This is a genomic window from Cupriavidus sp. MPR-AND1C (genome assembly GCF_058809705.1).
This window is the reverse complement of sequence record NZ_JBXASU010000210.1, coordinates 1-599: the sequence shown is the minus strand read 5'-3', so window position 1 is coordinate 599 and position 599 is coordinate 1. Positions and strand designations below refer to the sequence as shown.

1 protein-coding gene is annotated in these 599 nt (G+C 69.4%); it reads left to right on the top strand.

From position 1 onward, the window contains the following. Positions 1–599: IclR family transcriptional regulator (locus AC1RWI_RS38070; RefSeq protein WP_492870892.1), on the top strand; the 599-nt coding region annotated here is incomplete at both ends.

Sequence of the window (599 nt, the reverse complement as noted above, 5' to 3'; positions counted from 1 at the left end):
CCCCCGCCGTCTCCAGCCATCCCCGGCGTGCAGAGCCTGGAGCGCGCGTTTACCCTGCTCTGCCTGCTGGCCGAACACCACGAGTCAGGCCTGACCCTGCCGCAACTGGTGGCACAGACCGGCATCGACCGCACCACGGCCCACCGCATGCTGCGCTACCTCACCCACGCGGGATTCGCCGTGCAGGACGAGCCAGGCAAGCGCTTCCGGCTGGGCATGGCAGCCATGGCGCTGGGCCTGCGCACCATGAACCGCTCGCCGCTGGCCAGCGCCTGCGCCACGCGCATGAAGGCGCTGGCGCGCAAGACCGGCGATACGGTGTTCCTGATCGTGCGCATCGGCGACCATGGTTACTGCATGCATGCCGAGGAAGGCAGCCACCGCGTGCAGCATTTCCACCTGCTCAACGGGAGCACCCGGCTGCTGGGCCAGGGGACCGCCAGCATGGCGCTGCTGGCCAAGCTCGAAGATGAGGAAATCGTCGCGCACTATGCGCGGCATCGGGCTGAGTACGAGGGGAGCGGGCTTAGCCTGCTCAAGCTGCAGCGCGGTGTGGAGCGCAGCCGCAAGCTGGGGTATGCGCTGGCCGGCGCGGGGGG